This is a genomic window from Nonomuraea sp. NBC_00507 (assembly GCF_036013525.1).
In the GTDB taxonomy this organism is placed as follows: Bacteria; Actinomycetota; Actinomycetes; order Streptosporangiales; family Streptosporangiaceae; genus Nonomuraea.
The window spans coordinates 9,621,054-9,645,161 of sequence record NZ_CP107853.1; the positions used below are offsets into that span (position 1 = coordinate 9,621,054).

A 24,108-nucleotide genomic window follows, 5' to 3' on the forward strand; every position below is an offset into this window, starting at 1 on the left:
TTATCCGCGATGGACCTCCCTGACGGCGCGGAAGCCCCGCTCCTCCGCCAGCCGCAGCAGCCTCCGGCGGGCCTCGGCGCCCGCGCGCCCGGCGGCGTCCTGGGAGACGGTCTTCAGCTCGCCGTCCTCGACCACGGTCCGCCCGCCGACCAGCACCCTGGCCAGGGGCGGCGGCGGCCCGAAGACCAGCGCGCAGACGGGGTCGGCGACCGCGGCCGTGAACGGCCCGTCGACCCGCCACAGGGCGATGTCGGCGAGCTTGCCCGGCTCCAGCGACCCGATCTCGTTCTCCCTGCCGAGGTTGCGTGCCCCGCCGAGGGTGGCGAGCTCCAGTGCCTGCCTGGCGCTGAGCGCGTCCGGCCCGTACCGGGCCCGCTGGAACAGCAGGGTCTGCCGCATCTCCCCGGCCAGCGGCGTCAGCTCGGAGGAGGCGCTGCCGTCCACGCCGAGCCCGACGTTCGCGCCGCGGCGCAGCATCTCGGACACGCGGGCGATGCCCGCGCCGAGCCGCCCGTTCGAGGAGGGGCAGTGCGCGGAGCCGGTGCCGGTGGCGGCGAGCTTGCCGATGTCGGCGTCGCTCAGGTGCACGGCGTGCGCGAACCACACGTCAGGACCCAGCCAGCCGAGCTTCTCCATGTAGTCGACGGGCCGCAGCCCGAACTGCGCCAGGCAGTGCTCGTCCTCGTCGAGGGTCTCGGCCAGGTGCGTGTGCAGGCGCACGCCCTTGGCCCTGGCCAGGGCGGCGGACTCGGTCATGAGGTCGGCGCTGGCCGAGAACGGCGAGCACGGCGCGACCACGACCCGCAGCATCGAGGAGAACGACGGGTCGTGATAGGCCTCGACGGCCTCGGCCGTGGCGGCCAGGATGTCGTCGAGCTCCTCGATCACGGCGTCCGGCGGCAGCCCGCCGTGCGACTCGCCCCTGTCCATGGAGCCGCGCGCGGGATGGAACCGGATGCCGATCTCGCGGGCCGCCTCGATGCCGGCCGCGAACAGGTCTCCCCTGCCCTTGGGGAAGATGTAGTGGTGGTCGCTGGAGGTGGTGCAGCCGGACAACGCCAGCCAGCCGAGCCCCGCCGTAGCGGCGCCTTGGACCACGTCGGCGTCCATGGCGGCCCACACCTGGTAGAGCGCCACCAGCCACTCGAACAGCGTCGCGTCCTGCGCGAGCCCCTGCGAGGCCCACTGGTAGAGGTGGTGATGGGTGTTGACGAGTCCTGGGGTGGCCAGGCACCCGGTGCCGTCGACGCGGACGACCTCCGGCTCCCCGGACCCGCCGGTCGCGTCTGGGGCCGGGCCGGAGCCCAGGGCGATGATCCGATCTCCCTCGATCCAGATATATCCGGACTCGATCTCCGGCCCGGCAACCGGCGCGATGGCCACGTTCTCGATCAGCAGGCGTGGGCTCACGCGGCCCCCGCCTTCCGCGCCGCCGCCAGCCGTACCGCGTCGAGGATCTTCTCGTACCCCGTGCACCGGCACAGGTTGCCCGCCAGGGCCTCCCTGATCTCGGCGTCGGCGGGTCGTTCGACGCGCTCCAGCAGGTCGTGGGCCTGCACGATGAGTCCGGGAGTGCAGAAGCCGCATTGCACGGCCCCGCACTCCACGAACGCCTCCTGCACCGGGTCGAGCCTGTCCCCCTCGGCCAGGCCCTCGACGGTGCGCACCTGACGTCCCTCCGCCTGCCCGGCGGCGACCAGGCAGGAGCAGACGGGGACGCCGTCGAGGTAGACGGTGCAGGAGCCGCATTCGCCCTGCTCACAGGCGTTCTTGGAGCCGGGCAGGCCGAGGCGCTCGCGCAGCACGTACAGGAGGCTCTCGCCCTCCCACACGCCGTCGGCGCTCTCCTCGCGGCCGTTGACGGTGAAGGTGACGCGCATCAGGCGGCCCTCCTTCCGAGGTAGTCGTTCCAGGCCCAGGTGAGCGTGCGGCGGGCCATCACGTCGATGGCGTGCACGCGGTACTCGGCGGTGCCGCGCACGTCGTCGATCGGCGCGGCGGCGCTCGCGCAGAGCCGTCCGAACCGCCTGAGCAGCGCCGGGTCGAGTGCCGGCGCGTCCCAGTCGAGCTCCGTGGCCAGCAGCTCCTCCGCCTCCAGCGCCCGGCGGGGGGTGGGCGCCGCGGAGCCGATCCCGGTGCCGACCCGCCGCTCCTCCGGGTGCAGCGCGACGGCGAACGAGCACACCGCGATCACCATGGCGTTCCGGGTGCCGACCTTGGAGAAGTATTGGGGACCGGACGCGGGCTTGACGTGCACGGCCTTGATCAGCTCGTCCGGCTCCAGCGCGCTGCGCTTGACCCCGAGGTAGAAGGCGGCCGCGGGGATCATCCTGACGCCCCGCTCGCGCGACTCCACCTCGATCACCGCGTCCGCGGCCAGCAGCGGCGGATGGCTGTCACCGGCGGGCGAGGCCGCGCCGAGGTTCCCGCCCACGGTGCCGCGGTTGCGGATCTGCGGCGAGCCGACCGTGCGCGAGGCCTGCGCCAGCCCGGGCAGCGTGCCGCCGAGCTCCTCGATGACGGCCGTGTACGGCACGCCGGCCCCGACCCGGCACACGCCGTCCACCACGTCCCATTCCCGCAACTCGGCCACCCCGTTGAGGTCGAGCAGCGCCACCGGCCTGCGCACGTCGAAGTTGATCTCGACCATCACGTCGGTGCCGCCCTGGATGGGCACGGCCTCCGGCTGGTCCGCCTTGGCGGCCAGCGCCTCCGCCCACGTCGTGGGCCGCAAGAAGTCCATCTCTGCCTACTCCCAGGCGAATTCGGCGTCGGGCGCGTCCTCGCGCAGCACACTGCCCTCGATCAGGCCGTACGGGCGGTCGGCCGCGTAGTAGACCTCGTTGTCGTTGTCCAGGCCGAACGGGGACAGGTCCACGAGGAAGTGGTGTTTGTTCGGCATCGCGAGCCTGACCTCGCAGATCTCGCCGCAGGTGGTCAGGGCGCGCTCGCCCATGGCGTACAGGGTCTGCTGCAGTGACAGGCTGTGGGTGTCCGCGAACGCCTCCAGCAGGCAGCCGCGCACCTGCTCGTACGACTTGCCGTACGCATCGGTGTCCCCGGTGTGCCGCCACCGGGCGGCGACGGCGGTGGCCAGGACGCGGTCGGTGGTGGGCCGCAGTGTCGTGTACGGGTCGACGATGTAGCCGTGGAACTCCGACCCGGTGGTGTTGAGCAGCACCAGGTCCTTCAGCCCGGACACGACGGTGGTGCGGCCGTCCCTGTCGTGGTGGACGACGCACGTGCGCACCTCACCGCCGGCGCGGACGAACGAGTGCGGGCCGCCCCGGTTCCACGCGTACTCGTCGATCTCCACCCTGGCGTGGTGGATCGTGGGCTGCGTTTCGACGAAGTGCCTGGCCAGTAGGAGCGCGAACTCCTCGATCTGGCCGACGCCGTGCTCGGCGGCGAACGCGTACACGGTGTTCTTCTGCGAGTCGGTCGGCAGGACGGCGGCGTTGTCGCCGGTCAGGTGCACGGCCTCCATGTCGCCGGAGAGCGAGGTGCTGACGTTGAGGTCCTTGATGTGGTGGACGGGACCGTCCCTGACGACGCGGACGAGCCTGGTCTCCGCCTTGCCGTAGCGGTTGGGTCCGAGCTTGACGGACATCTAGCTCCCTCGGTAGGTGGAGTAGGCGTACGGGCTGAGCAGCAGCGGCACGTGGTAGTGCTGCGCGGGATCGGTCACGGTGAAGGTGATGACGACCTCGGGATAGAAGGTCTCCGGCAGGTACGCCCCGGTGTCGAAGACGACACGGTGGACGCCTTCTCCCGGGTCCCACCCCTTGATCCGGCCGTCGTCGTCGGTGATCCCTTCGGCGACGATCTCGCCCTCGTGCTCCAGCCGCACGTGGACCCCGGCGGCCGGGCGGCCGGTGACCGCGTCGAGCACGTGTGTGGAGAAACTCATCGCTCCCCCTCCATGAGCTTGACCAGCCGCAGCCGGGTGATCTTCGCCAGTTCCTCCCGCACGACCGCCTGCTCGCTCTCCTCGTCGTTGCCCAGCCGTTCGCGCAGCTTGGCGAGCATGCGCGCCCCGCTCAGCCCGGTGGCGCAGACCAGGTAGACGTGCCCGAACCGGGCCTCGTAGTCCCGGTTCCCCGCGGCGAGTGCCGCACGCAGGTCGTCCTCGACCCCGGACTGCTCCTGCCGCGACCACGCCGCCTCCCGTCCTGCGCCACCCGCCCGTTCCCCGATCCTCGGATGCGCGGCGAGGGCTTGCAGGACGTCCGGCCACTCCAGCCCCCTGACGGTCTCCTCGGCGGCCGTGAGCAGCGCCGCGAGGTCGCCATAGGGCCTGCGGGAGGCCACCTCCGCCGCGAAGGCGCGAGAGGCGCAGCAGGCGAGCAGCTCCTCCTCGGCCCCGGCGGGCGAGCGGGCGTTGAAGGCGTCGAGCGCGGTCAGCGTGTCGGGCATGTCAGAAGTACACACATGCGCTTCGTGCCCGGTCCATCCGCGAGAACTCCGAACCGGCGGGCACCTTGACCGCCGGTTTTCGTGTCATGCTCCAAGTCGCGGCGCGCGTGGCCGGTCGGGATGTCGGAGGGTGAGCCTAAACTTGGGCTCATCATGAGCCCAACATCCCTGATCGGCGGACACGTGTCCGTGGCGGGCGGCCTGGCGACGGGCGGCCTGAAATACATGACCGAGATCGGCGCCGAGATGATCCAGGTGTTCGTCACCAACCCCCGCGGCTGGGCGCTCACCGAGGGCAGGCCCGACGAGGACGCCAAGCTGGCCGAGTCGGGTGTCGAGACCTTCATCCACGTGCCCTATCTGGTCAACTTCGGCTCGCCGAGCCCGGAGACGCTGGCCAACTCGATCGCGATCGTCCGCCACACGTTGCGGCGCGGCGTGGACACCGGCGCCAAGGGCGTCGTGGTGCACACCGGCTCGGCGGTGACGCAGTCGCGCGACGACGCGCTGCGCCAGCTGCGCGACAACCTGCTTCCCTTGCTGGAGGAGATCCCCGACGGCGGGCCGGACCTGCTGCTGGAGCCGATGGCGGGGCAGGGCGCCATGTTGTGCGCCACCGTCCAGGATCTGGAGCCCTACCTGGCGACGCTGGACTGGCATCCGCGGGCCGGCATCTGCCTCGACACCTGCCACGCTTTCACCGCCGGCCACGACCTCAGCGCCGAAGGCGGGGTGGCGGAGACGTTCGACGCGCTGCACAAGATCGCGCCCGGGCGGCTCAGGCTGATCCACGCCAACGACTCGAAGGACCCGTGCGGGTCCAAGAGAGACCGCCACGAGAACATCGGGGCCGGGCACATCGGCGCCCAGCCGTTCGCCGACCTGATGCGGCATCCGGCGGTGGCGGGCGTCCCGATCTGCATCGAGACGCCGGGCAAGGCTCCCAAACACGCCGAGGACATCGCCCTGCTGAAGAAGCTGCGTGACGGCTGAGCCGTCCCCGAGTGCCGTCCCCGAGGACGATGATCCGGAAACCGTGATAGGGACGTCCGCTCTCGCGATCCGGCCGCCCCCGAAGGCCGGATCGCGGGCCGGTGTGACGGCCCAGCGGACGCCCCTTCACGAACCGGCTTGGCGGGCCCTACCCCCCGGTCAAGGGCCCGACAGCCGCGGCGACCTGCGCGGTCACCGGTGAGTCCGGCGCATCAGAAACTGCGGTGAGCCTCTCGGCTCGTCCCCCCGATGCGCCGAGGTGGCTTTCCGATGCCGAAACACTACGGTCGCGATCTTGTGGGCGAAACCCCGTTTATAGGCAGCTCGTTGAACGGTCCGTAGCCAGCGATATACGGAGAGTGCTGTTGCGACGAGCGGTCACCGCCGATCGACGAACGGTCGATTCGGGGGCTCGCAACGCGCTCCGGCGGATTCAACCCGGCCCCCGTCCACTCGCCCCACGCCGCAGCCGACCGGTTTGACCAGGGGAATCATGACCATCGCGGCGAAGGCGAGCGGCACGGCGACCGGGCGCGGGGCGCGAACCGCGCACGCCCATTCACGCCCACCTTGCGCCGCGGAACGCACCTCCCGGCTGACCGCGGCACCCGCGTCAGGCACGGCGGCCAAGCGCCTGCGACGCCACCAGGACGCCTCCAGAGGCGGCCATGACGGCCCTAAGGCCCCAGGCCGCGTAGACGGTTCCCCGCCGCCATCCCTACGGCTCCAGGAAGCTTCCTGACGGACGACGGCGGCTACAGGGCGGCGGCCGGGAGCGTCACGACATCACACCCCTGTGCTGGCGCACGAGCTGCTCGCGCACCTGCCGGCTGTGCCGCCTGCTGACTTGGAGCGTCTCCGTGCCGACGGTGAGCGTCACCCGCCCGCCTTCGAACCTGAGCTCGCTGACGTGCCTGGCCGACACCAGCGTGCTGCGGTGGATGCGCAGGAATCCGTCCTCCGACCAGCGTCGCTCCAGCGCGGCCAGTGACATGCGCACCAGATAGCTGCCGTCGACCGTGTGCAGGCGCACGTAGTCGCCTTTGGCCTCGGCGAACCAGACGGCCTGCTGCGGCACGAACCTGGTCCGCCCGCCCAGCTCGACCGGGATCACGTCGTCCTGGCCGGGCTCGGGCGCGGGGGCGGTGGCGGCCTCCAGCCGGCGCACGGCCTCGGCCAGCCGCTCGGCCCGCACCGGCTTGAGCAGATAGTCCACGGCCTCCAGCTCGAACGCCTGCACCGCGCACTCTTCGTGCGCCGTGACGAACACCAGCCGGGGCGGGCTCGGGAAGCCGCCGACCAGCCTGGCCAGGTCCAGCCCGTCGAGCCCGGGCATCCGGATGTCGAGGAACACCCCGTCGAGCCGCTCGCCGCCGCCGATCATCTGGACCATGTCCTGCAATGCCGTGACGCCGTCGGCCGCGGTCATCACGTGCTCGATCCGGTCGTCCTGGCGCAGCAGATAGGCGAGCTCTTCCAGGGCGGGCACCTCATCATCCACGGCCAGAACTCTCAGCATGTCCCCACGCTGCCGCATGCGAGCAAAGGCCACAAGGGACACGCCAACATTACGTAAGGATATGACTACAATGAGCTAAGTTGCGTCTTGGGCACCCGCAGCCGCACCTTGGTGCCGGCGCCCAGCGCCGTCTCGACGACGAGCCCGTAGCCGTCACCGTAGATCTGGCGCATCCGCAGATCCACGTTGGCCAGCCCGATGCCGCTGCCCTCGCGGGCGGGGTCGGCGTCCAGGATGCGCCTGGCGCATTCCGGGTCCATCCCGGCGCCGTCGTCCTCGACCGTGATGTGCGCCTCGGGGCCGGCGTCGCGCACCACGACGCGGACCTCGCCGGCGCCGCGGCGGCCTCGCATGCCGTGCTTGATGGCGTTCTCGACCAGTGGTTGCAGGCACAGGAACGGCACGGGCACGGGCAGCACCTCCGGCGCCACCTGCATGCTGAAGCGCAGCCTGTCGCCGAACCGGGCACGCTCCAGCAGCAGGTAGCGGTCGACGCAGGTCAGCTCGTCGGCCAGGGTGGTGAAGTCTTGGGCCCGGCCCAGCGCGTACCGGGCGAAGTCGGCGAAGTCGAGCAGCAGCTCGCGGGCGCGCTTGGGGTCCGTGCGGACGAACGAGGCGATCGTCGTCAGCGCGTTGTAGACGAAGTGCGGCGAGATCTGGGCACGCAGCGCGCGCATCTCCGCCTCGAGCGCGTGCCGCCGCGAGGCGTCGAGCTCGGCCAGCTCCAGCTGGCCGGAGACCCAGCGGCCGACCTCGGACACGGTACGGACCAGCGCGGCGCTGATCTCGTCGTCGAAGGCCGCCAGCGCCCCGACGACCGTGCCGTCCACGGTCAGCGGCACCACGACGGCTCCGTGCGGCTCTCCCGCGAAGACCTCCGGCCGCCCGGCGGCCAGCGCGGCGCGAGCGTAGGTGACGACGTCGTCCGTGCACGGCCCGTCCCAGGCCAGCGCGGCCTCGGTCGAGGTGATCGCGACGGCGCGGGTGCCGAGCAACGCGCGCAGATGGCGTACGGCCTTGCTAGCGGAGTCGCGGTTGAGCCCCGTGCGCAGGGCCGGGGCGGCCATCGCGGCGATGTGCAGCGTGGCGAACGTCGCCTCTTCCTTACACCGGCCGGCCGGCGGCGCGGGGCGGCGCGAGCGCGCCCGGGCGAGGACGTGGCCGGCGACGAAGGCCAGGCTTGACAGCGCCACGCACGCGGTGGTCAGCATGCCAGTAACCGTAGCCAAGAACGCACCGTGTCCGGGTGAAAACGGAGAGTGAAATCAGGGTGGTCCCTCGCCGGGTTCTTCCTGGTAGGAGTAGCGCTGCTCGCGCCAGGGATCGGCGATGTTGTGGTATCCGCGCTCCTCCCAGAAGCCTCGGCGATCTTCGAGGAGGTATTCGATGCCGCGCACCCATTTGACGCTCTTCCACGCGTAAAGGTGGGGGACCACGATCCGCAGCGGATAGCCGCGGTCGGGGCTGAGCGGTTTTTCGTCAAGCTCCATGGCGAACAGCGTGTCGGCCGCGGTGAAATCGGACATGCGCAGGTTGGCGCTGTAGCCGTATTCGGCCCAGATCATCACGTGCCGGACGCCGGGGTCGGGCGGGGCGGCCGCCATGATCGTGGCCGGGGCGACCCCGCGCCACTCGTTGGCCATGAGCGAGAACTTGGTGACGCAGTGGAAGTCGGCGAGGCGGGTGGTGCGGGGCAGCGCCTCGAACTCGCCCCAGGTGAAGCGGTGCTCCGCTCCTGAGGCGGTGGCGCCGAAGACGCGGAAGTCCCAGCTCTCCGGCTTGAACAGCGGCACTCTGCCGTAGTGGATCACGGGTCGGCCGCGCGGGACGTACTGGCCTGGAGGCAGGCGCGACTCCTCCACGATCACTCCCCTCACCGGTCTCGCGTCTTGGGCCATCCTGCCATCGGACCGCTTGTGGCTCGCGCGCGGGTCTCGTGCGCTACCATTACGGGCTATGCGCACCGCGTACGTGTTTTGGTATGGCGACGGACCCGAGTCCGTTCGCCACCTGACGCTGCGCTAGCAGACAGGCGAACGAAGGCCCCGGGTCCAACAGGACCCGGGGCCTTCTGTGTTTTCACAGGAGGATTTCAGATGGTGATCGTGATGGGGCCCGAGGCCACACCCGCGGATCTGGCGTCGATCGTCGAGGTCGTCCAGGCGGCCGGGGTGGAGGCGTTCGTCAGCAAGGGGGTGCGGCGCACGATCGTCGGCCTGGTCGGCGACGTGACACAGCTCGACGAGGCGAGCCTGCGCGGCATGGGGGGCGTGCGCGAGGTCATGCGCGTGTCCACGCCGTACAAGCTGGTCAGCAGGGAGAATCATCCGGAACGCTCCACGATCCACGTGGGCGGCGTGCCGATCGGTCCCGACACTGTGACGTTGATCGCGGGGCCGTGTGCCGTGGAGACGCATCAGCAGACCCTCGACGCGGCGAGGATGGCGCAGGCGGCCGGGGCGACGCTGCTGCGCGGCGGCGCGTTCAAGCCGCGCACCTCGCCGTACGCCTTCCAGGGTCTGGGCGAGAAGGGCCTGCGCATCCTGGCCGACGTGCGCGAGGAGACCGGGCTGCCGATCGTCACCGAGGTGGTGGACGCCCAGGACGTGGCGCTGGTGGCCTCCTACGCGGACATGCTGCAGGTCGGCACCCGCAACATGCAGAACTTCGCGCTGCTGCAGGCGGTCGGCGCGGCGGGGAAGCCGGTGATGCTCAAGCGCGGCATGAGCTCCACGATCGAGGAGTGGCTCATGGCCGCCGAGTACATCGCCCAGCGCGGCAACCTCGACATCGTGCTGTGCGAGCGGGGCATCAGGACGTTCGAGAAGGCGACCCGCAACACGCTCGACGTGTCGGCCGTGCCGGTGGCGCAGCGCCTGTCCCACCTGCCGGTCATCGTCGATCCTTCGCACTCGGGCGGGCGGCGCGACCTGGTGCTGCCGCTGACCCGGGCGGCCATCGCGGTCGGCGCGGACGGTGTGATCATCGACGTGCACCCGCAGCCCGAGCAGGCGCTCTGCGACGGCCCGCAGGCTCTGATCGACTCCGACCTGGGCGAGCTGGCCCAGGTCATGACCGACTTCCCGGCTATGCTCGGCAAGTCGGCCGCGACCGTGGTCACCGTCTGACCTGCCGGCACGGCCGGGCCGGCTGGGTGTACTCAGCGGTAACTTGAGTATTTCGCCCGATGCGCCGCGCCGACCCGGGAACACACCATGGGCGCATGACGAAGCCCATCCAACCGACGCAGACCACCGCGTTCTACGTCCAGGCGATCCTGTCGTTCGCCGTCTCGCTGACCTCCGTGGTGATCGCCCTGGTCTACCTGCCCGTCGAAGGGTGGATCAGGGCGTTCCTCGGGCTCGGGCTGCTGTACGTGGTCACCTCCACGGTCACGCTCTGCAAGATCGTACGCGACCGGCAGGAGCTGGCCGAGGTGAGCAAGCGCGTCGACCAGGCCAGGCTCGACAAGCTGCTGACCGAGCACGACCCGTTCAAGGTTGACGCCTGACCTGACGACGGCGATCGCCGGCGGGCGGATCCGGGACAGGGACGGCCCTCAGAGGTCGCGTGTCCACCACTGCTCGGTGAGCTCGATCCCGTTCTCCCTCCCCTTCTCCTCCTTCTCCAGCTGGAACCCGGCTGCCTGGTAGATGCGCCGCGCGCTCACCAGGCAGTCGCGCGTCCACAGCGTGATGCGCTTGCAGCCCTCCGCCTTGGCGTGGCGCAGGCACTCCTCCACCAGCCGCCGGCCGAGGCCCATCCCGCGCGCGGACGGCTCGACCAGCAACATCCGCAGCTTGGCCGTCGTGTCGTCCTGACGCACGTAGAACACGCACCCGGCGCGTTCCCCGCCGGCCTCGGCGATCCACCCGGCGTCCTTGGAGAAGTCGAGATCGCCCACGATCTTCGCGACGGTCTGCTCGAACGCGGTGCCCCAGCCGTACTCGCGGCTGTAGAGCTCGCCGTGCCGGTAGACGACCCAGCCCAGATCGCCGGTGCGCGGCGGCCTGATCACGTACGGCTCCCGGCCGGGCTCCGGCGCCAGCAGGCCCCTGATCGTCGCCATGCTCGCCACGAGCCGCTCCTGGTCCCCCTCCGGCAGCCCGGACAGCAGCCGCTCGATCTCCTCGGCCGAGCGCTTGTCGAGCCCCGCGAAGGTGGCCGCGCCCGCGGGCGTGAGGCGCAGGAGCTGCTTGCGCGCGTCGGCGGCGGACCGCTCGCGCTCGACCAGCCCGTCGCTCTCGAACCGGGTCAGGATCCTGCTGAGGTAGCCCGCGTCCAGGCCGAGCAGGGCACGCAGCTCGCCGGTCTCCATCCGCTCGGCGTGCGCGAGCTCGAACAGCACCCGCACTTCGGTCAACGAGTACGGCGAGTCGAGCAGCCCTGACTGCAGGACGCCGATCACCTTCGTATAGAACCGATTGAAGGCTCTTACTTCAGAAACCCTTGCTTCTGTCAATGAACTCACTGTCATAGTCAACCATGGAAGGATCGCCGCTGTGAAGCAGCTGCGCATAGGCGGATACGGCCCAGGCATCGTCACCATCGCCGCGGGTATCAGCCCGGGTCTCACCGAAGTCGCGGCGCCGTCGTTCCTGGCCGCCCACCCCTCGCTGCCGGTGCTGTACGCGGCGAGTGAGCTCGACAGCGGCGTGCTCACCGCCTTCGACGCCCGCGACGGGCTGACACCGCTGGACGAGCGGCCGAGCGAGGGCTCGCTGCCCTGTCACGTGGCCGTCGATCCCACGGGGAGCCTGCTCGCGGCGGCCAACTACGGCGACGGCACGGCGATCATCCAGCGGCTGGACGGGCGGGGCGCGTTCGACGGCGACCCGATCGTGCTGCGCCACAAGGGCTCGGGCCCGGTCGCCGGCCGCCAGGAAGGTCCACACGCCCACCAGGCCGTCTTCCACGACGGCCTGCTGCACGTCTCCGACCTCGGCACGGACGAGATCCGCCGCTACCGCTACGACGGCACGCCGGTGGAGCCGATCGTCCTGCACCCGGGCACCGGCCCGCGGCACTTCGCCTTCGCGGGCTCCCGCCTGTACGTGGCGGGCGAGCTCGACGGCGCCGTCACCCTCATCGACGGCGAGTGGCGCACGGTCGCGCCCGCCTCCCGTCACGAGGGCGAGAACTCCCTGTCCCACCTGCAGCTCGAGGGCGACCTGGTCTATGTGGGCAACCGGGGGCCCAACACGATCTCGGTGCTGCGGGCCGCCGACCTGTCCCTGGTGGCCGAGCTGCCCTCCGGAGGCGACTGGCCCCGGCACTTCGCCATCGACGGCGACCGTCTGTACGTGGCCAATCAGCGCTCGAACGCCGTGACCGTCTTCGCGCTGCGCGACGGCGTCCCGGAGCCGACCGGCGAGGCGTACGAGGTCGAGAGCCCGGCCTGCGTGCTGAGCACGTAGGGGGACACCGCCCTGGCGATCAGGTACGAATCCACCGTCCCCACCGCCACACAACCCAGCCGGACTCGGGGAAATGCTGGGCGAATTCCCTTGGACGCAATATGCCCGTTTTCGGGGACAACGAGCGCGGTGATCCCTATTGTCCCAGCGATGGCCGACACACCCGCGAAATTTCCTCCGTGCGATGTTTGCGTTACGGACCTGGCGTTTGGTCTAGACCACTGGGCGCGCGGACGGGCAGAATGCGAGTCTGAATACTGAGGTTTGGTCCGTGAACCCCATCGGGAGGAACCCGCCATGCGTATTGGAGTGCTCACAGGGGGCGGCGACTGCCCCGGGCTCAACGCCGTGATCAGGGCAGTGGTGCGTAAGGGGGTGAGCGTCTACGGCCACGAGTTCGTCGGCTTCCGCGACGGCTGGCGCGGCCCCCTCGAAGGCGACACGATGCCGCTGGACATCCAGTCCGTGCGCGGCATCCTGCCCCGCGGCGGGACCATCCTGGGCTCCTCCCGGACCAACCCCATCAAGATCGAGGGCGGAGTCGACCGGATCAAGGACAACCTGGCCACCACCGGCGTGGACGCGCTGATCGCCATCGGCGGCGAGGACACCCTCGGCGTCGCCAAGCAGCTCTACGACCGCGGCGTCCACGTCGTGGGCGTGCCCAAGACCATCGACAACGACCTGTCGGGCACCGACTACACCTTCGGCTTCGACACCGCCGTCAACATCGCGACGGAGGCCATCGACCGCCTCCACACCACCGCGGAGTCCCACCACCGCGCCCTCATCTGCGAGGTCATGGGCCGGCACGCGGGCTGGATCGCGCTGCACGCGGGCATGGCGGGCGGCGCCAATGTCATCCTCATCCCGGAGAAGCCGTTCGACATCGACCAGGTCTGCGAATACGTCGAGTCCCGCTTCCGCACCCGCTACTCGCCGATCATCGTGGTCGCCGAGGGCGCGCATCCGATCGAGGGCCAGATGGAGCTGCAGGCCGGCGAGCTCGACGCCTTCGGCCACGTCCGGCTGGGCGGCATCGGCGAGATGCTGGCCAAGGAGATCGAGAAGCGCACCGGCAAGGAGGCGCGCACCACGGTGCTCGGCCACATCCAGCGCGGCGGCACCCCGTCGGCCTACGACCGGGTGCTGGCCACCCGCTTCGGGCTGCAGGCCATCGACGCGGCCCACGAGGGCGACTTCGGCACGATGGTCGCCCTGCGCGGCACCGACATCGTCCGCGTCGGCCTCGACGAGGCCACGGCCGAGCTGAAGACCGTGCCGGTGGAGCGTTATTCCGAGGCCGAGGTCTTCTTCGGTTAGTTGAAAGCGGCTTGCAAGTGGCGCCCGTACCTTTGAGTCAGCGGGGTTTCCGCTACAACCCGCTCAAGGGTACGGCTTGCGCCGCAGCGAGTCGGCGGCCCACCACGCGTCGCAAGCCGTACCCTCTCACCCGGCCGGTCACCGCCGGGGCGTGCCGAAGAGATCGACTTCCGGCGCGCCCTCGTCGCGGTCGCGCAGCCGCTCCCTGAACTCCGCCTCGCTGCGCAGCTCCTTCTCCGAGGGCGACAGGATGACGGTGAGCAGCAGCCCCACGGTGATCACACTGATGCCGACGATCAGCGGCAGCAGGAAGTCGAGGGCTTTCGCGCCGGACAACGGCCCAGCCTCGCCGTGCATCTGCACTGTCATGGAGTACATGCCCGTGTAATGCATGCCGCAGACCGCCACGCCCATGACCAGCGCCGCCGCGCCGATCTTGAGAGCGCCGCTGACCCGCAGCGTGAACCACAGCGCCACCGTCGCCGCCGCGATCGCGATCAGGACCGAGAGCGACACGATGACGGGGTCATAGGTGACGTGGCCGGACATGTTCATGGCGGCCATGCCGAGATAGTGCATGCCGGCCACGCCGCACCCGGTCAGGGTGCCGCCGGCGAGCAGGAACACCAGACGCTCGCCGCCGTACGAGGCGAGAAACAGGCCCATGCCGACGACCACGACCGCGATGAGCGCGGAGGCGGCGGTGAGCAGGACGTCGTAGCGAATGACCGAGCCGCTCACCGAAAAGCCGAGCATCGCGATGAAATGCATGGTCCAGATGCCGGTGCCACCGATCGCGAACGCGGCGCCCACCAGCCAGAACTTGCCCTCGCGCCCGCCCACGAGACGGGCCCGCGAGGTCAGCAGAAGGCCCAGCATCGAACCGATGCTGGACATGATGTACGCGAGCACGGGCGTTAACAGCCCAAAAGTGAAATGGTCGATCGGCGACATACCCCCACCCATCCCCTTACGCACCGATAAGGGAGTATGAGCAGGGTGTCGCCGTCCGCGCAACTACCTTCTGCGTGCCCGCATCGGCGACATTTGCGGCATTTGCTGTATTGGCTGCTGACGGGGTACAGGCGGCGCCGGATAAGTCAGATGTTGCTGCTGGGCGGTGCGTCTGCGCAATTCGAGTTTGGCGACGAGTTCGGCGTCCTCGTGCAGTTCCTCTTCCGACGGGGACAGGATCACCATGAGCAGCATGGTCAGCGTGATCAGGCTGATCACGGTCATGAGCGGGACGAGGAAGTCCAGCGCGTCGGCTCCGGCGACCACACCGGGCGCGGCGTCGACCGTGACGCGCATCGCGTACATGCCGGTGTAGTGCATGCCCGCGACGGCCACGCCCATGACGAGCGCGGCGGCGGTGATCCAGACGGGCTTCTTGACACGCAGCGTGAACCAGAGCGCCACCGTCGCGGCGACCACCGCGATGCCCACGGAGAGCGCCACGACGAGGCGGTCGTAGGAGACGTGGGCGGACATGTTCATCGCGTACATGCCCAGGTAGTGCATGGAGGCCACCCCGAGGCCGGTGAGCAGGCCGCCGCCGAGGAGCGCCAGGATCCGGCCGCGGCCGTACGAGACGAGGAACAGGCCGGTGCCCACGACCACGATCGCCACCACCGCCGAGGCGACGGTGAGCGGCACGTCGTACTTGATCTGGGTGCCCTCCACATCGAAGCCCATCATGGCGATGAAGTGCATGACCCAAATGCCGGTGCCGCCGATGGACACTGCCGCGCCGAGCAGCCAGCGCGCCCGGGTGCCACCCCGGGAGGCATGGGCCTGGGCGGTGAGCCGCAGGCCAAGCATCGACCCCATGCAGGACATCACGTAGGCGAGCACCGGCGTGAGCAGGCCATGGGTGAAATGATTTACAGCGGAGGTCATAGACGGGGTTCCTTGAGTTAGGGGTCCCCGGATTGTGCCATCCGGGATGTCCCTTTCGCATGGATATCAGAACTATCTGTCAAGGTCCCTGTCGGAAACATGAGAGGGTCTCATGGCTATCGAGGTCCCGTTCTGGCGGGCGATCGCGGTCTATCGTGTGGCGTCGCTGGTCTACGCGGCCGTGCTCATGGCGCAGCAGCGCGGCTACGGACAGCCGGTCGCGGGCTGGCTGGTCATCGGCGTGATGGCGCTGTGGACGGCGGGCGCGACGTACGCCTATTCGGTCCCGGTGCTGCGGCGCCGGCCGCTGCTGGTCATGGACCTGCTGGTGACGTTGGCGTGCCTGCTGTCCTCGCCGTACGTGCAGGGCTCCTTACCGGGCGCCGCCGGCACGACGCCGCTCCCCGCGAGCTGGGTGGCGGGGATGATGCCGGTCCCCGCGACCTGGGTGGCCGCCCCCGTGCTCGCCTGGGCCGTCTACGGCGGGCGGCGCGCGGGGGCGGTGGCGGCCGCCGTGGTGGCGGCCGGCGACCTGTGGTTCGTCCGCACGCCCGACGAGTCTGTTGTGATCAACGGGGCGGTCCTGCTGTTCCTCGCGGGCGTCGTGGTCGGCCACGTGGCCCGGCTGGCCAAGCAGGCCGAGGAGCGCATGCAGCGGGCCATCGAGATGGAGGCCGCCCAGCGCGAGCGTGACCGCCTGGCGCGCGACATCCACGACTCGGTCCTGCAGGTCCTGGCGCTGGTTCAGCGGCGCGGGCGGCAGATCGGCGGGGAGGCCGCCGAGTTGGGGCGCCTGGCCGGCGAGCAGGAGGCCGCACTGCGCGAGCTCATCGCCACCCGGCCCGCAGCCCCCGAGGGCACGACCGACCTGCGCTCCCTGCTGCTGCGGTACGTCTCGCCCGAGGTGACGGTCTCCACCCCGGCGACCCCGTTGATCCTGCCGGCCGAGACGGCCAGAGGAGCGGCCGCGGCTGTCAAGGCCGCCCTTGACAACGTGCGCGCGCACTGCGGGCCGCAGGCACGCGCATGGGTGCTGGCCGAGTCGGGCGAGGAGACGGTGACGGTCAGCATTCGAGACGACGGGCCCGGCATCCCGGACGGCCGCCTCGACCAGGCCCGCGCCGACGGCCGCCTGGGGGTGGCGGAATCCATCCGGGGGCGGGTGGCGGAGGTGGGGGGCCAGGTCTCGATCGTCAGCGTCCCCGGGCAGGGCACCGAGGTCGAAATTACCCTCCCGTCCTGACATTCGCCGTCACGGCGCCCCGCCAGCGCCCACCACCGTCGGCGCCCAACACCGTCGGCGCCCAACACCGTCGGGGCCCAACACCGTCGGCGCCCAACACCGTCGAGGCCCCGACGCCGCCGCCTGTACCGGACACCACCTTCGCCCGACACCACCTTCGCCCGACACCGCCGCGCCCACGGCCGCCCGGCCAACGGTGAACTGCGACCGAGCGCACCACCGGCCCGCCATGCCAGCCGGGCGGCCAGCAGGGCCCGCTGCCACGGAGTGTGTGCCGTCACCAGACGCGCTGCCATCAGCCGGCCCCGCCATCGTGCCGGTGCGGGTCGGGCGGCGCAGCCATCACGCGACGCAGCCGGGTAGCATCCCGGCGACCGGGCTCGGCGGCGTCAGCCTGCGATGTCTGCACGTCCGCATCGCGGCCGTCCGGGCGCTTGCCGTCAGGTGGCTGCCACCGAGCGCCACCAGCCCGCCGGGTCGGCCTAGCAGCCAGCAGGGCCCGCTGCCATGGGGTGTGTGCTGTCACCAGACGCGCTGCCCTCAGCTGGCCCCACCATAGGGCCGGTGCGGGTCGGGCGGCGCTCCCATCGGGCGGCGCTCCCATCGGGCGGCGCTCCCATCGGGCGGCGCAGCCATCGGGCGGCGCAGCCATCGGGCGGCGCAGCCATCGGGCGGCGCAGCCATCGGGCGGCGCAGCCATCGGGCGGCGCAGCCATCGGGCAGCGCAGCCATCACGCGGCGCAGCCATCGGGCCGGTGCGGGTCGGTCGGCGGGCGGTGGCGGTTTAGAGTTGCGGCATGGTGCGGGTCATGGTGGTGGACGACCATCCCATGTGGCGCGACGGGGTCGCCAGAGACCTCGCCGAGGCGGGCTACGAGGTCGTGGCCGCCGTCGGGGAAGGCCGGCAGGCGATACGCGCGGCCGCGGCGGTGCGGCCCGACGTCGTCGTGCTTGATCTGCGACTGCCCGACATGCCGGGTGCGGTGGTGGCCGCCGGGCTGGCCGAGGTGGAGCCGCCGCCTCGCGTGCTGGTGTTGTCGGCCAGCGCCGAGCAGGACGACGTGCTGGAGGCGGTCAAGGCGGGCGCGTCCGGATATCTGGTGAAGTCGGCCAGCAGGGAGGAGTTCCTTGACGCGGTCCGCCGTACCGCCGAGGGCGACGCCGTCTTCACCCCCGGCCTCGCCGGACTCGTGCTCGGCGAATACCGGCGGCTGGCCGCGCAGGACGTGCCGAATGACGGGTCGGCCGAGAGGCCGCGCCTGACCGACCGGGAGACCGAGGTCCTGAGGCTGGTCGCCAAGGGGTTGTCGTACAGGCAGATCGCCGACCGCCTGGTGCTCTCCCACCGCACCGTGCAGAACCACGTGCAGAACACCCTCCGCAAGCTCCAGCTCCACAACCGTGTGGAGCTGGTGCGATATGCGATCGAGCAAGGACTGGACGCGGACTAAACTCAAGAGGGCTCGGCGTTGCCTTCAACACGTGCCCGTTCCCCGTCTTCCCGGAGGTTCCACCATGACGATGTCCGCCCTGGGCGAGCCGTGCGTTCTGCTCAAGCTGGGCGAGATCGTCCTCAAGGGCAAGAACCGCGAGGTGTTCGAGCGGCGCTTGATCGCCAACATCCGCGACGCGCTGCAGAGCCTCGACATCAAGGTCGACGTGCGCAAGCGGCACGGCGTCTTCGCGATCTTCCTGCCCCAGGGCGCCACCGCCGAGCAGGCCGAGGCCGTGGCCCAGCGGGTCGCCGACGTGCCCGGGCTGGTCTGGATCCACCGCGCCTGGCGGGTCGCCAAGGACCCCGACGCCGTGCTCAAGGCCGGCCTGGAGCTGGTGGGCGAGAGCGAGGAGGTCAAGCGGGGCGCCCGTTTCGCGGTCCGCTCCCGCCGCCGCGACAAGCGCTTCCCCCTGCGCTCCAACGAGCTCGACCGGCTCGTCGGCGGCGCGATCAACGACGAATACGGCCTGCCGGTCGATCTGAAGAACCCTGAGCTGACCGTCTTCATCGAGGTCGACAGGGACGAGGTGTTCGTCTTCACCGGCGGCATCCCCGGCCAGGGCGGCCTGCCGGTCGGCAGCAGCGGCAGGGCTCTGGTGCTCATGTCGGGCGGCATCGACTCGCCGGTGGCGGCCTACCGGATGATGCGGCGCGGCCTGCACGTCGACTTCCTGCACTTCTCCGGCATCCCGTTCACCACGTCCGAGTCGATCTACAAGGCGTACGCGCTGGTCAGGAAGCTCGACAGGTTCCAGGGCAAGTCGCGGCTGTGGGTGGTGCCGTTCGGCAAGGCGCAGCAGTCGATCCGCACCTCGGGCCAGGACCGGCTGGCCGTGATCGCGCAGCGGCGGCTCATGCTCAAGACGGCCGAGGAGGTCGCCCACCGCATCCACGCCGCCGCGCTGATCACCGGCGACGCGCTCGGCCAGGTCTCCTCGCAGACCCTGACCAACATCACCGCCCAGGACAACGCGGTGGACCTGCCGATCCTGCGGCCGCTGGTGGGCTGGGACAAGACCGAGATCATGGCCGAGGCCCGGCGCATCGGCACGCTGGAGATCTCCGAGCTGCCCGATGAGGACTGCTGCTCGTTGCTGGCTCCCAAGCGCGCCGAGACGCGGGCCAGGATCGAGGACCTCAAGCAGATCGAGAAACGGCTCGACGCCGAAGAGCTCTGCGTGCAGCTCGCCGACTCGATCCAGGAATACACGCTCTAGCCGGCCACACTGCTTTCGTCACGTCGGGACCTTTCGGGCCACCAGTTGAGGGGCCCTGCCAGGCGCATGAGAGCCGGCACGAGCACCGCCCTGATCACGGTCGCGTCCACCAGCACGGCCACGGCCATGCCGACGCCCAGCATCTGCACGAACGTCACCCGCGCGGTGGCGTACGCGGCGAAGGTGAGCGCCAGGATGCCGCCGGCCGCCGTGATCAGGGGCGCGCCCCGCTGCAGGCCGGTGGCCACGGCCTCCTCGGTGTCGCCGGTCCTGTCGTACTCCTCCTTGATGCGCGACAGCAGGAACACCTCGTAGTCCATGGACAGGCCGTAGGCCACGCAGAGCATGAGGATGGGGATGCTCGGGTCGAGCGTGCCCGTCGGGGTGAAGCCGAGCAGGCCTGACAGGTTGCCGTCCTGGAAGATCCAGACGATGGCGCCGAACATGACGCCGAGGCTGAGGACGTTGAGCAGGGTCGCCTTGATCGGAAGGATCAGGCTGCGCGTCATCAGGAGCAGGACGACGAACGTCACGCCCAGCATGAGCGCGAGCACCAGCGGCAGCCGGTCCACGACCGAGGCCCGGTAGTCGGACAGCTCGGCGGGGTAGCCGCCGACCAGCACGCCGAAGGGCGCTTCCACCGCGCGGACGGCCTCGACGAGCCGTACGGGGTCGTCGGCCAGGGCGGCGGCGGACGGGACCACCGACAGCCACGTGCCCTCCCCCTGGAACCTGGACGGGTCCCCGTCGCCCACCCGCTGCCCGTTCGCGAACGACCCGGCGGCGGAGTCGACCTGAGCCACACCGGGCAACCTGGACAGGCTCGTCGCGTACGCGGTGACCTCGCCCGCCGCGGCCTCGCGCGAGACCAGCTGGATGGCGTCGGTCTCCTCAGCGGGGAACTCCTTGCGGATGACCTCTTGGGTCTGCCGGGAGGGCGCCTCCAGCGGCAGGATGCGGTCGTCGGCCACGCCGAAGCGCAGGCCCAGGAACGGCGAGGCGAGCACCAGCAGCAGCACGGTCGCCACTCCCCCGAACACCAGCGGCCGGCGCATCACGCGGGTGGCCAGCGCATGCCAGAACCCCGCCGCCCGCTCCGGCCTCTCCCGCTTGGGCAGCATCGTGCCGCCGATGGAGGCGAGCACGGCAGGCAGCACCAGCACCGCCGCGACCAGGCCGCCGATGACGACGGCGATGCCGGAGTAGGCGAAGGAGCGCAGGAAGTCGAACGGCAGCGCGAACAGCACCGCGAGCGACGCGGCCACGGTCACGCCGCTGAACAGCACGGTCCGGCCCGCGTGCTCGACCGCCCCGGCGACGGCCGCCGCCCGGTCCTTGCCGTTTCGTGTCTCCTCGCGGAAGCGCTGGATCACGAACAGGCAGTAGTCGATGCCGAGGCCGAGCCCCATGGCCAGCGTCAGGTTCAGGGCGAACGTCGAAATCTCGGTGAATGTCAGGACGGCACTCAGGAGGGCCAGCCCGATCACCATCGCGAACAGCCCGGCCAGGATCGGCACCAGGGCCGACATCGCGCGCCGCTGGTAGAGCCAGAGCAGCACGAACGCCAGCGGGAAGATGACCAGCTCGGCCCGGACGAAGTCCTGCCTGGCCAGCGGCACGGTCTCGCGGAAGACCTCCTCCCCTCCCCCGGCCCGCACCTGTAGCAGGTCCGTGCCCCGGGTGATCTCGGGGACCAGCGTGGGCAGCACCCGCGCCCGCACGTGGTCGGCGTCCCCCGGAATGCGGACGACGATCAGCGCGTGCCTGCCGTCCTCACTGCGCATCGTGGCCGGCTTGCCGCGGGTCCAGTACGAGGCCGCCTCGGCGACGTCGCTCTCGCGCCCGACCCGGGCGGTCAGCTCCCTGCCCGCGGTCTCGACGGCCGGATCGTCCACCGTGCCGCTCTTCGCGGTTACCAGGAAGATCATATCGGGGCTTCCCGTGCCGAACCGCTCGGCCAGCTCGGCCTGCGCCCGGTCGGATTCCGAGCCCGGGGCCTCGAATCTGGCCAGCGACAGCCGGGGCACCACGCCCGCGGCGAGGACTCCGGCGGCGATCAGTCCGAGCAGGGCCAGCGTGAGGACGAGCCTGCGGCGGCGTACCAGGAGGAAGCCGAGCCTGCGCAGCGGCGGCCCCGTGGTCGCCGCGGCGGCGGGCCGCAGGCGCGTGTCCACCGTCATGGGAACTCCGATCAAAACTCGGTAAACTACTCGTGTTTGCTGTTCCCCATCAGAAATACAAGTAAATGCTCGCATTTGTCAACGAGGTGCCGCATGGCTGAACGCACGGTGCGCCGGCAGGCGCGCGGCCTGAAGCGCATGGAGGAGATCCTCGACGCCGCCGAGCTGGTGATCGCCGAGGTCGGCTTCCCGGACCTGACGACGAACCAGGTCGCCGCGCGGGCGGGGATGTCTCCGGGGTCGCTGTATCAGTTCTTCCGCAACAAGGAGGAGATCCTGGACGGGCTGGTGTCCCGCTACACCGACGACCGCCAGGAGTTCTGGGCCGCCCGCCTGGCCGGGGTCACGCCGGACGTCCCGCTGGAGGTGCTGGTCGGGCAGCTCGTGGACGAGAGCGTGCGGTTCAAGAGCCGCTCACCGGCCTACTGGTCGCTGCTGTACGGATCCGCCACCGGCGACCGGTTCGCCGCGGCCTCACAGCGGCTGCACGAGGACATCTCCGGGCAGCTCGCGGCCATGCTGCGCCGTCTCAGGCCCGAACTCGCAGAGGACCGGGCCCGGCTCATGGGCACGATGATGTTGTCCATGGTGAAGACGGTGATGCCAATGATCACCACGGCCACACCCGAGCACAGCGCCGAGCTGGTGGACGAGCTCAAGTTCATGCTCGTCCGCTATTTGACCTAGCCGCGGGAGGCGCCGGTTGCGTGTGGCCCTCCGAGCTAGCCGCGGAAGGGGCCCGTCACCTCGAACGTGTGGCCCTCCGCGCGGCCGCGCCTCGCCGAGAAGTAGAGCCGGTCACCGCGCGGCGAGAACGCCAGCCCGGTCAGCTCGGCCCCCTCGTGCCCCTCCAGCCGGAGGAACGGCGTGACCGCGCGGTCCGGCGCGATGACGTCGATCTGCATCGTCTCCCTGGCGACGTAGAGGTCGCCGGACGGCGCGGCGGTGATGGCGCGCACGCCCTCGCAGAGCCGGTCGAGTGTGGAGGTCTGCGCGTCATAGGCCCACAGGCCCGTGTCGCCCTTGGTGGTGAAGTAGCAGACCTCACCCGCGTAGTGGCAGGCCTCGCCGCCGTCGAAGTGGCGGGCGTCCTCGACCTGGTGGCGGGTCTCCTGGAGCAGCGCCGCCGGCGACGGCACCACCCGCCAGCGGCCGGAGGAGCACAGCACCTCCAGCGTGCCCTCGGTCAGATCGCCCCAGTCGCCCGGCCTGAACCGATAGAAGCAGCCGTCGGGCTCGTCCTCGGTCATGTAGACCACGCCGCGCTCGGGGTCGCAGGCCGCGGCCTCGTGTTTGAAGCGGCCCATGGCCAGGCGTGGGCGGCCGGCGCGGGCGCCGTAGGGGTCGCACTCGAAGACGCGGCCGCGGTGGCCGAGCTCGCACGACAACCAGCTGTGCCAGGGCGTGGCGCCGCCCGCGCAGTTGAGGTCGGTGCCCGACAGGATGCGGTAGGCGTCGCCGACGCTGCCGTCCGCGCGGAACCGCAGCGCGGAGGCGCCGCCGAGCAGGGGCAGCTCGGAGTTGGAGACGTAGATCCAGCCGTCGCCGTCGGGGAAGCAGGCGCCGCCGTCGGGCGCCATGTGCCAGGTGAGGCCGGCGATCTTGTGACCCGAGCGGGCCACGACCCGGCCGGTGAACCCCGAGGGCAGCGCGAGTCCGCCGGCGCCCGGCAGGCCGAGCGACCCGTAGGGGCTGGCGCCGCCCGGCAAGAGCGGGCCCGTGCGGAGGAGAGTCTTGTGGGACATCGTGGGGCCTCCCTCTAGGTGCCACGCTAGTCGACCGCACCGACATGAATGGGAGGGACTCGCGACACCAAACTCTGCGCAAACCCCATGGGCCCGTCCCGCGATCATCAGATTGCGGTGACGTACGAAAGCCCGGGGCCGATGCGGCTCCCGGACTCCCGTCGTGCCTTGGTCACCTCATGGCCTGGAACATCCAGTGCTGCTTGTCGATGTCCTGTGCCACGGAGATGAGCAGATCCTGGCTGACCGGGTCGGGCTGGTCGGTGGCCCGGACGCGCTCGTGCATGCGCCTGCTGATGCCGTCCAGGACGTCGATGATCGTCGCGAGGACCTTTCCGTCCTCCACCCAGCCGCTCTCCAGCTGCGCGAGCTTGGTCGACTTGGCGACCGTGGCGGCCCGGCCGTCCGGGTTGGCCCCGAGGGCGACCGCACGCTCGGCGATGGTGTCCATGTGCGTCCGCGCCAAGTCCGTGACCTTGTCGAGCTGAAGGTGGATGGAGCGGAAGTGCGAGCCGATCAGGTTCCAGTGTGCCTGCTTGGCGACCAGTGACAGGTCTATGAGATCGACCAGGGCGCCCTGCAGGGCGTCCGTGACCGTGTTCTTGGCGTCTCCCGATAGCGGACCAGTGATCTTCGCCATGTCGCAATTCCTCCCCGTTCG

24 protein-coding genes are annotated in these 24,108 nt (G+C 70.6%); 9 read left to right on the top strand and 15 right to left on the bottom strand.

The window, feature by feature from the left end:
• From OHA25_RS46350 to uraD, 6 genes are read right to left on the bottom strand one after another with little or no spacing between them, the layout of a single operon-like run.
• Positions 1–1,410, bottom strand: coding sequence for an 8-oxoguanine deaminase (locus OHA25_RS46350; protein ID WP_327583226.1), 1,410 nt, complete (start codon positions 1,408–1,410; stop codon positions 1–3).
• Positions 1,407–1,880 carry a (2Fe-2S)-binding protein gene (locus tag OHA25_RS46355; RefSeq protein ID WP_327583227.1) on the bottom strand — a complete coding sequence of 158 codons (474 nt, stop codon included), beginning with the start codon at positions 1,878–1,880 and terminating at the stop codon, positions 1,407–1,409. The genes OHA25_RS46350 and OHA25_RS46355 overlap by 4 nt, the downstream gene beginning before the upstream one ends.
• The gene (locus OHA25_RS46360; protein ID WP_327583228.1) at positions 1,880–2,743 is read right to left on the bottom strand and encodes an FAD binding domain-containing protein; all 864 of its coding nucleotides are present in this window, start codon (positions 2,741–2,743) and stop codon (positions 1,880–1,882) included. Before OHA25_RS46360 ends, OHA25_RS46355 begins: the two co-directional genes overlap by 1 nt.
• A gap of 6 nt (positions 2,744–2,749) precedes the next feature.
• The gene (pucL, locus tag OHA25_RS46365) at positions 2,750–3,610 is read right to left on the bottom strand and encodes a factor-independent urate hydroxylase (protein WP_327583229.1); all 861 of its coding nucleotides are present in this window, start codon (positions 3,608–3,610) and stop codon (positions 2,750–2,752) included.
• A complete protein-coding gene (uraH, locus tag OHA25_RS46370) occupies positions 3,611–3,910 on the bottom strand; it encodes a hydroxyisourate hydrolase (RefSeq protein WP_327583230.1) in 300 nt (99 codons plus the stop codon).
• A complete protein-coding gene (gene uraD, locus OHA25_RS46375; RefSeq protein WP_327583231.1) occupies positions 3,907–4,416 on the bottom strand; it encodes a 2-oxo-4-hydroxy-4-carboxy-5-ureidoimidazoline decarboxylase in 510 nt (169 codons plus the stop codon). The genes uraH and uraD overlap by 4 nt, the downstream gene beginning before the upstream one ends.
• A gap of 153 nt (positions 4,417–4,569) precedes the next feature.
• Between uraD and OHA25_RS46380 the strand changes: the two genes are divergently transcribed.
• A complete protein-coding gene (locus tag OHA25_RS46380; protein ID WP_327583232.1) occupies positions 4,570–5,409 on the top strand; it encodes a deoxyribonuclease IV in 840 nt (279 codons plus the stop codon).
• A 778-nt stretch (positions 5,410–6,187) separates the two neighbouring features.
• On the opposite strand, the gene OHA25_RS46385 is transcribed toward OHA25_RS46380, so the two are convergent.
• The 3 genes from OHA25_RS46385 to OHA25_RS46395 all read right to left on the bottom strand — a co-directional run bounded on the left by OHA25_RS46385 (position 6,188) and on the right by OHA25_RS46395 (position 8,790).
• The gene (locus tag OHA25_RS46385) at positions 6,188–6,928 is read right to left on the bottom strand and encodes a LytR/AlgR family response regulator transcription factor (protein ID WP_305919943.1); all 741 of its coding nucleotides are present in this window, start codon (positions 6,926–6,928) and stop codon (positions 6,188–6,190) included.
• Between the two features lie 65 nt (positions 6,929–6,993).
• The gene (locus tag OHA25_RS46390; RefSeq protein WP_327583233.1) at positions 6,994–8,139 is read right to left on the bottom strand and encodes a sensor histidine kinase; all 1,146 of its coding nucleotides are present in this window, start codon (positions 8,137–8,139) and stop codon (positions 6,994–6,996) included.
• 54 nt (positions 8,140–8,193) lie between these two features.
• Positions 8,194–8,790, bottom strand: a complete 597-nt coding sequence (locus tag OHA25_RS46395; protein ID WP_327583234.1) for a molybdopterin-dependent oxidoreductase — start codon at positions 8,788–8,790, stop codon at positions 8,194–8,196.
• Between the two features lie 234 nt (positions 8,791–9,024).
• On the opposite strand from OHA25_RS46395, the gene aroF reads away from it, so the two are divergent.
• Entirely contained in the window at positions 9,025–10,056 is a 1,032-nt protein-coding gene (gene aroF / locus OHA25_RS46400) for a 3-deoxy-7-phosphoheptulonate synthase (RefSeq protein ID WP_305919940.1), read from the top strand.
• Positions 10,057–10,151: 95 nt separating this feature from the next.
• Positions 10,152–10,439: a YiaA/YiaB family inner membrane protein gene (locus OHA25_RS46405; RefSeq protein WP_327583235.1), complete on the top strand. Its 288-nt coding sequence runs from the start codon at positions 10,152–10,154 to the stop codon at positions 10,437–10,439.
• A gap of 48 nt (positions 10,440–10,487) precedes the next feature.
• Here the strand turns inward: OHA25_RS46405 and OHA25_RS46410 are convergent, their stop codons facing one another.
• The gene (locus OHA25_RS46410) at positions 10,488–11,336 is read right to left on the bottom strand and encodes a bifunctional helix-turn-helix transcriptional regulator/GNAT family N-acetyltransferase (RefSeq protein ID WP_327583236.1); all 849 of its coding nucleotides are present in this window, start codon (positions 11,334–11,336) and stop codon (positions 10,488–10,490) included.
• A gap of 94 nt (positions 11,337–11,430) precedes the next feature.
• On the opposite strand from OHA25_RS46410, the gene OHA25_RS46415 reads away from it, so the two are divergent.
• Together OHA25_RS46415 and OHA25_RS46420 are read left to right on the top strand one after the other, a co-directional pair.
• Entirely contained in the window at positions 11,431–12,345 is a 915-nt protein-coding gene (locus OHA25_RS46415; RefSeq protein ID WP_327583237.1) for a lactonase family protein, read from the top strand.
• A gap of 297 nt (positions 12,346–12,642) precedes the next feature.
• Entirely contained in the window at positions 12,643–13,668 is a 1,026-nt protein-coding gene (locus OHA25_RS46420) for a 6-phosphofructokinase (protein WP_327583238.1), read from the top strand.
• A 138-nt stretch (positions 13,669–13,806) separates the two neighbouring features.
• Here OHA25_RS46420 and OHA25_RS46425 read toward each other — a convergent pair whose 3' ends face one another.
• Positions 13,807–14,547 (bottom strand): MHYT domain-containing protein, encoded by a 741-nt coding sequence (locus OHA25_RS46425; protein ID WP_327583239.1) that lies wholly within the window; start codon positions 14,545–14,547, stop codon positions 13,807–13,809.
• A gap of 138 nt (positions 14,548–14,685) precedes the next feature.
• Positions 14,686–15,567, bottom strand: coding sequence for an MHYT domain-containing protein (locus tag OHA25_RS46430; protein WP_305919934.1), 882 nt, complete (start codon positions 15,565–15,567; stop codon positions 14,686–14,688).
• 112 nt (positions 15,568–15,679) lie between these two features.
• On the opposite strand from OHA25_RS46430, the gene macS reads away from it, so the two are divergent.
• From macS to thiI, 3 genes are all read left to right on the top strand, one after another.
• Entirely contained in the window at positions 15,680–16,810 is a 1,131-nt protein-coding gene (macS, locus tag OHA25_RS46435) for a MacS family sensor histidine kinase (RefSeq protein ID WP_327583240.1), read from the top strand.
• Positions 16,811–17,607: 797 nt separating this feature from the next.
• A complete protein-coding gene (locus OHA25_RS46440; RefSeq protein ID WP_327583241.1) occupies positions 17,608–18,261 on the top strand; it encodes a response regulator transcription factor in 654 nt (217 codons plus the stop codon).
• A gap of 64 nt (positions 18,262–18,325) precedes the next feature.
• Positions 18,326–19,522 carry a tRNA uracil 4-sulfurtransferase ThiI gene (gene thiI, locus OHA25_RS46445; protein ID WP_327583242.1) on the top strand — a complete coding sequence of 399 codons (1,197 nt, stop codon included), beginning with the start codon at positions 18,326–18,328 and terminating at the stop codon, positions 19,520–19,522.
• Here the strand turns inward: thiI and OHA25_RS46450 are convergent.
• A complete protein-coding gene (locus OHA25_RS46450) occupies positions 19,519–21,702 on the bottom strand; it encodes an MMPL family transporter (RefSeq protein ID WP_327583243.1) in 2,184 nt (727 codons plus the stop codon). The genes thiI and OHA25_RS46450 overlap by 4 nt on opposite strands.
• 93 nt (positions 21,703–21,795) lie before the next feature.
• Between OHA25_RS46450 and OHA25_RS46455 the strand changes: the two genes are divergently transcribed.
• Positions 21,796–22,389, top strand: a complete 594-nt coding sequence (locus OHA25_RS46455) for a TetR/AcrR family transcriptional regulator (RefSeq protein WP_327583244.1) — start codon at positions 21,796–21,798, stop codon at positions 22,387–22,389.
• Between the two features lie 35 nt (positions 22,390–22,424).
• On the opposite strand, the gene OHA25_RS46460 is transcribed toward OHA25_RS46455, so the two are convergent.
• Both OHA25_RS46460 and OHA25_RS46465 read right to left on the bottom strand, forming a co-directional pair.
• Positions 22,425–23,447 carry an alkaline phosphatase PhoX gene (locus OHA25_RS46460; RefSeq protein WP_327583245.1) on the bottom strand — a complete coding sequence of 341 codons (1,023 nt, stop codon included), beginning with the start codon at positions 23,445–23,447 and terminating at the stop codon, positions 22,425–22,427.
• Positions 23,448–23,619: 172 nt separating this feature from the next.
• Positions 23,620–24,087, bottom strand: coding sequence for a Dps family protein (locus tag OHA25_RS46465; protein WP_327583246.1), 468 nt, complete (start codon positions 24,085–24,087; stop codon positions 23,620–23,622).
• Positions 24,088–24,108 lie beyond the last annotated feature (21 nt).

Coding starts and splice junctions, on each gene's coding strand:
- OHA25_RS46355 (WP_327583227.1), bottom strand. CDS start 1,880: ATGCGCGTCACCTTCACCGTCAACGGCCGCGAGGAGAGCGCCGACGGC.
- OHA25_RS46360 (WP_327583228.1), bottom strand. CDS start 2,743: ATGGACTTCTTGCGGCCCACGACGTGGGCGGAGGCGCTGGCCGCCAAG.
- pucL (WP_327583229.1), bottom strand. CDS start 3,610: ATGTCCGTCAAGCTCGGACCCAACCGCTACGGCAAGGCGGAGACCAGG.
- uraH (WP_327583230.1), bottom strand. CDS start 3,910: ATGAGTTTCTCCACACACGTGCTCGACGCGGTCACCGGCCGCCCGGCC.
- uraD (WP_327583231.1), bottom strand. CDS start 4,416: ATGCCCGACACGCTGACCGCGCTCGACGCCTTCAACGCCCGCTCGCCC.
- OHA25_RS46380 (WP_327583232.1), top strand. CDS start 4,570: ATGAGCCCAACATCCCTGATCGGCGGACACGTGTCCGTGGCGGGCGGC.
- OHA25_RS46385 (WP_305919943.1), bottom strand. CDS start 6,928: ATGCTGAGAGTTCTGGCCGTGGATGATGAGGTGCCCGCCCTGGAAGAG.
- OHA25_RS46390 (WP_327583233.1), bottom strand. CDS start 8,139: ATGCTGACCACCGCGTGCGTGGCGCTGTCAAGCCTGGCCTTCGTCGCC.
- aroF (WP_305919940.1), top strand. CDS start 9,025: ATGGTGATCGTGATGGGGCCCGAGGCCACACCCGCGGATCTGGCGTCG.
- OHA25_RS46405 (WP_327583235.1), top strand. CDS start 10,152: ATGACGAAGCCCATCCAACCGACGCAGACCACCGCGTTCTACGTCCAG.
- OHA25_RS46420 (WP_327583238.1), top strand. CDS start 12,643: ATGCGTATTGGAGTGCTCACAGGGGGCGGCGACTGCCCCGGGCTCAAC.
- OHA25_RS46425 (WP_327583239.1), bottom strand. CDS start 14,547: ATGCTGGGCCTTCTGCTGACCTCGCGGGCCCGTCTCGTGGGCGGGCGC.
- OHA25_RS46430 (WP_305919934.1), bottom strand. CDS start 15,567: ATGACCTCCGCTGTAAATCATTTCACCCATGGCCTGCTCACGCCGGTG.
- macS (WP_327583240.1), top strand. CDS start 15,680: ATGGCTATCGAGGTCCCGTTCTGGCGGGCGATCGCGGTCTATCGTGTG.
- OHA25_RS46440 (WP_327583241.1), top strand. CDS start 17,608: ATGGTGCGGGTCATGGTGGTGGACGACCATCCCATGTGGCGCGACGGG.
- thiI (WP_327583242.1), top strand. CDS start 18,326: ATGACGATGTCCGCCCTGGGCGAGCCGTGCGTTCTGCTCAAGCTGGGC.
- OHA25_RS46450 (WP_327583243.1), bottom strand. CDS start 21,702: ATGACGGTGGACACGCGCCTGCGGCCCGCCGCCGCGGCGACCACGGGG.
- OHA25_RS46455 (WP_327583244.1), top strand. CDS start 21,796: ATGGCTGAACGCACGGTGCGCCGGCAGGCGCGCGGCCTGAAGCGCATG.
- OHA25_RS46460 (WP_327583245.1), bottom strand. CDS start 23,447: ATGTCCCACAAGACTCTCCTCCGCACGGGCCCGCTCTTGCCGGGCGGC.
- OHA25_RS46465 (WP_327583246.1), bottom strand. CDS start 24,087: ATGGCGAAGATCACTGGTCCGCTATCGGGAGACGCCAAGAACACGGTC.